At 34.5% G+C, this 4,625-nt stretch carries 4 protein-coding genes and 2 tRNA genes; 4 read left to right on the forward strand and 2 right to left on the reverse strand.

The features are described 5' to 3' along the window. Nucleotides 1-68 precede the first annotated feature (68 nt). The 3 genes from IQ228_RS21560 to IQ228_RS21570 all read left to right on the forward strand — a co-directional run bounded on the left by IQ228_RS21560 (nt 69) and on the right by IQ228_RS21570 (nt 1,349). A complete protein-coding gene (locus tag IQ228_RS21560; protein ID WP_193964384.1) occupies nt 69-845 on the forward strand; it encodes a DUF6816 family protein in 777 nt (258 codons plus the stop codon). 270 nt (nt 846-1,115) lie between these two features. Further along, nucleotides 1,116-1,198 (forward strand) — tRNA-Tyr (locus IQ228_RS21565). A gap of 79 nt (nt 1,199-1,277) precedes the next feature. Continuing rightward, a tRNA-Thr gene (locus tag IQ228_RS21570) sits at nt 1,278-1,349 on the forward strand. Between the two features lie 107 nt (nt 1,350-1,456). On the opposite strand, the gene IQ228_RS21575 is transcribed toward IQ228_RS21570, so the two are convergent. Both IQ228_RS21575 and IQ228_RS21580 read right to left on the reverse strand, forming a co-directional pair. After that, entirely contained in the window at nt 1,457-2,059 is a 603-nt protein-coding gene (locus tag IQ228_RS21575) for a Uma2 family endonuclease (protein ID WP_193964386.1), read from the reverse strand. Between the two features lie 32 nt (nt 2,060-2,091). Beyond that, on the reverse strand, nt 2,092-3,033 hold the full coding sequence (locus tag IQ228_RS21580) for a hypothetical protein (RefSeq protein ID WP_370566927.1): 942 nt from the start codon (nt 3,031-3,033) through the stop codon (nt 2,092-2,094). Here IQ228_RS21580 and IQ228_RS21585 point away from each other — a divergent pair. After that, the coding region (locus IQ228_RS21585; RefSeq protein WP_228044001.1) for a dynamin family protein at nt 2,975-4,625 on the forward strand (1,651 nt) is incomplete at its 3' end. The genes IQ228_RS21580 and IQ228_RS21585 overlap by 59 nt on opposite strands.

Consider the following 4,625-nt stretch of genomic DNA (forward strand, 5'->3'; position numbering starts at 1 on the left):
TTCTCAAAGAAGTCGGGGATATTTAAATCTTTAAATCTTTAAATAAATTTAACTTTTAGTTGTTGAATATGTTGATGAAAATAATTGTTAGTTTTTGCTTAATGCTTTTATTATTCTTAGGAAATAACGAAGCACAAGCCGGAGAATTAGCAGAACATTTAGCCAAATTTCCCCAATGGGAAAAATTAACATCAGTCAAACCAGCCAAAGGAGATTTAGTTTACCCTGACTGGATAGCTGGGACTTGGAAAGTTACCAGCACATTAGTAGATTTAGCCGCACCTTTAGCACCGGATATAGTGACACCAGGCTTTGAAGGTAATCGCAGTCAATTAAATCAACCAATTAGTTTTTTAGTGAAATTCATTAAAGTTAAACCAACTAATTCTGGGTTTAAAATTTTTGGTAACTTTCAAAATCAAGCATCAATATTAGTAGCAGATAGAGAATTTAATAGTTTAAATTTATCCAGAGCTTATTTAGGCGATGAGGCTGTATTATCATCCAAAGTAGATCCTCAATCTCCCAATCGGCAAATTACATTTTTGCGGGGTGAACGGCAATTAATTTCCATTATCAGCGATCGCGCCACCGAAACAACAGCAGATAATCAATTCATCACCACAGAAGTTTTCCAACAATTATTTAAAGGCAGTTCTCGTCCATATTTGAATACTGTAGAGTCAACCACAGCCTATCAAAAACTCTCCACACCATCTCCAGCCATTACCGCAGATCAAGTAACCGCCGTCTACCTTTCACCCCAAGATCCCGATTATTTTACCGCAGGTTCTCGACCAGTGGCATTATATCGGTATCGCCTAGAATTTGTCCCCGCAAGCTGAACCTGGTAAATGGTACGAACTAAGGGACTTCCAAATAAAAAAATACTCAACCACCTAACGCAAAAATCTCTCAAACCCTTATTCCTCTGTGTCCTCTGCGCCTCTGTGGTTCGTTAATCAGGATAATTTATTTCTTAGAAGTCCCTAATGGCGTAAACTTCTGAAACTAGCTGGGAGTAAAGGATTTAGACGTTATCAAAAAATATTTTCTCTAACCCCTTGCTAAATCCAGAGAGTGCTGCTATTATAGTTAAGCAGTGGGAAACAAACGGGTCGATGTCCGAGTGGTTAATGGAGACGGACTGTAAATCCGTTGGTTTACGCCTACGCTGGTTCAAATCCAGCTCGGCCCATATCCTACAAAGATTAAGAATTATAAATGCTGTACCATAAGTGTACAGCATTATAAGCCTTAATTTTGTTTCAGCTTTCGCCCGTGTGGCTCAGTGGTAGAGCACACCCTTGGTAAGGGTGAGGTCACGAGTTCAATCCTCGTCACGGGCTTTTGAAAATGACGAAGATTATCAATTTTGTTTTATAAACCAACTCCTTAAGCAACACGAAAACATGGAGTCTGTTGAGTTTCATTTTTTTCTATCCAACCTACGATTCTATGGCATTATGTCATCTAATTTAAGTTTCAAATCTGGAAATAGAGGAGAAATTATCCTATCTCCTAAACGATATTTTTCTTGTTGATAGACCCCATTAATTAATTGACAAATTGTTAATGTCGGTTGTTTAGGGTTGCCAATAAATTGAATTCCACCTAATGCCCGGAAGTCTATTATCCAATATTCTGGTATTTCTAAAAAAGCATATTCTTCTATTTTTCTGGCATAATCATCTTGCCAATTTGTACTCACAACTTCAGCAACTAATTTAATAGTATTTCCATGACAAATTATTGGTTCTTTTTGCCAAAGTGGTTCTTGATTAAGTTTTGCTTTATCTAAAACAATTACATCTGGACGGAGTGCTGTAGCTGACCCAGCGAAGGGTTTAATTAAGCAATTTTTAGGAATCAACCAGTTTAATTTATTATGAATAATCTCAGTGTAAATTCTCCCGGCAATATTTCCAGCAACTTCTTCATGGGGTCCTGTTGGTTCCATATCTCTGAGTTCTCCGTCAATTAGTTCATAGCGGGTATTGTCCCCATATTCAATTAAAAATTGCTCAAAGGTGAGTGGTTTTACTGGGGTATAGGTCATAATTTTAGATTGTTTCTCATGTTAGGTTTATTTTAACTAACTTTTGACTCATCTGCCTGTGATTCATCTCTAATATTAAAGTAGTGAAAAAGATTAGCAACTGTTAAATCTGATGCTTGTTGTAAATTAGATGTAACCAATGTTCTGTATCCAGAATTTGCGGCTTGTTGACTCACATAATTTTCATACTCACGGCGTAATTCTGGCGCAAACATAAATAATAATTGATCACGTAAGGAATAAAAATGAGATTTTTCGGCTATATTTTCATAGCTGATTTGTTCTGGTGGTATTTCTGAAGCGGTTACATTTTGGGTAGTTTCGGAATTATTAAAATCAGCACTATTTAAAAGTTTTAATTCTGCTGGAGGTAGAGATTTTACCCAATCTACATGATTTTGCCATGATTCGATGATTACTAAATCATGATGATGAATGCGGGTAAGTTCAGGAAAGAGAAAATCAAGTTCGTCGTGGGATTCACATTGATTAATTACAGTATGGGCATCTTCACATATTTTAGTTTGGAGTTGCGATAGGCGATCGCTCACTGCGGAAACTTCATTTTGGACTTGATAAGTGGTAATAATTGCTTGTTCAATAGCCCAAGAACATTCTAACCGGCGCAGTTGTCCAGGCGCACAGGTTTCTGCTAATAAATGGGGATTTGTATAATCTGCTAAAGCCTCAAATAACATACCTCTAGCAGCGTCAATTTCTGCATTTCTGCGGCTAATATCTTGTAATTGCATAGCAGAACGTAAACGGTTTATAGCTTGCAAAAATAAACCATAGGCTCTAATTAAAACCGTGCGATGTTGTTCAAATTTGATATCTTGGGCTACCTGTTCAATTAGTTGTCTAATTTCTGCTCCTTGGTCTTTTAAGGCTTGTTTCAAGTCAATAAAGCCATTTTTGACCTCTAAAAATTTAGGTGTTGAATCTGAATATTTAGAAGTTCGTGATATAGACATCAAAGAAAAGCAATATTTAGGAATAGTTGCTAAAAATTTAGGTGTTAAATCTGAATATTTAGAAGTTTTTGAGATTGCATTTACTCATCAAGGAAATTTTGATGCAAATGCTTTAAATGAACTACATTTTTTACTAGATGCTTCTCGGTTTCAAGAACTTGATACAGTCTTTGTGAAAGCTGCAAGTGATATGTTGGCAATTTTACCTGCTAAACCAGAAATTAAAACTACTCAAAAGCATACAAGTGTATCCTATGATGAGTTGAAAAAGTTCCAAGTCTATCGTCAGAAATTAGATAGATATTGTTATCAAGTATTTCAGATAATTCAAGAATGCCAAAACCATAATTTATTACCAAATACTCTCATCAATGAGGTGAGTACAGTATCTAAAAAAATACAATCTCAGCGATTTAGGTTAGCCGTTATTGGGGAATTTAGTCAAGGTAAATCAACTTTGTTAAATGCTTTGTTAGGTGAAGAAATTCAGCCAGTTAGAGCAATTCCTTGTAGTGGTACAGTTACAGTTCTCAAATATGGAACTCAAAAGCGGGTAATTTGTCGCTATAAAGATGGAAGAAGTGAGGAAATTGCTTTTGAAGAGTATAAAGTAAAAGCTACAATTTCTAAAGAAGCTGCTCTAGAACATCGTAGTGATGAATTAGCACAATCTAATATTGAGGAAATTATTTTTGAACATCCTGAATTAGCATTATGCAAAAATGGTGTAGAAATAGTAGATTCACCTGGATTAAATGAACATCCTCAAAGAACAGCTATTACTCAAAAAATACTAACAGATACAGATGCAGCCATTTTCCTAACTAATGCTACCCGTCTACTTCCTGAAAAAGAAAAAGAATTACTGCATGATGTAAGATATCAGCTTAATAATAGTTCTAAAAAAGAACCTGCTGATAATCTTTTTGTGTTAGTAAATTTCATGGATAACCTCGATAATCAAGAAGATATTCAAGATGTAAAACAGAGACTTGAAAGTTTTGTCAAAAAAGAAAATTTACTTGTTTTCAAAGAAATCAATCGTGTTCATTATATTTCTGCTAAAGCAGCACTGAAATCAATTCAAAATGGAAATAATGATGAATATTTACAATCTTTCCAAATGTTTACTCAATCTCTAGAGAAATTCTTGACTTTAGAGCGTGGAACATTAAAAATTAATCGTGCAGTTAATGATATAACCCAAGTAATTACCAAATGTTTAGACAGTTTGTATATTGTCGAGGAATCATTAGACGGGAAAATAAAACTTTCAGAAATAGGAAAGAAAGAAATTTTAGACAAAATAGGTGAAGCTAGTGGCTGTGATATCAGAATTTATAATTTAGTAGAAAAAAGAAAAGAATTAGTTATTGAAGAAGCTCAGAAATCTTGGGAAGAATGGAATAAAGGATTAGAAAACCGCATACTTCAAAAAAGCAAGCAATGGTCTTCTAAACATAGCCCAGTATTTAGTCAGGACAAACTTATTAAAGATTATACTACTCAATTCACGAATGAATTAATGAGAGATATAGATGTATGGGGAAATCAAACATTAAAAGAAAAAATTCTTCAAAAACATCTTGAAT

Source organism: Dolichospermum sp. LEGE 00246, from assembly GCF_015207865.1.
GTDB classification, from domain to species: Bacteria; Cyanobacteriota; Cyanobacteriia; order Cyanobacteriales; family Nostocaceae; genus Dolichospermum; species Dolichospermum heterosporum.

Coding starts and splice junctions, on each gene's coding strand:
- IQ228_RS21560 (WP_193964384.1), top strand. CDS start 69: ATGTTGATGAAAATAATTGTTAGTTTTTGCTTAATGCTTTTATTATTC.
- IQ228_RS21580 (WP_370566927.1), bottom strand. CDS start 3,033: ATGTCTATATCACGAACTTCTAAATATTCAGATTCAACACCTAAATTT.
- IQ228_RS21575 (WP_193964386.1), bottom strand. CDS start 2,059: ATGACCTATACCCCAGTAAAACCACTCACCTTTGAGCAATTTTTAATT.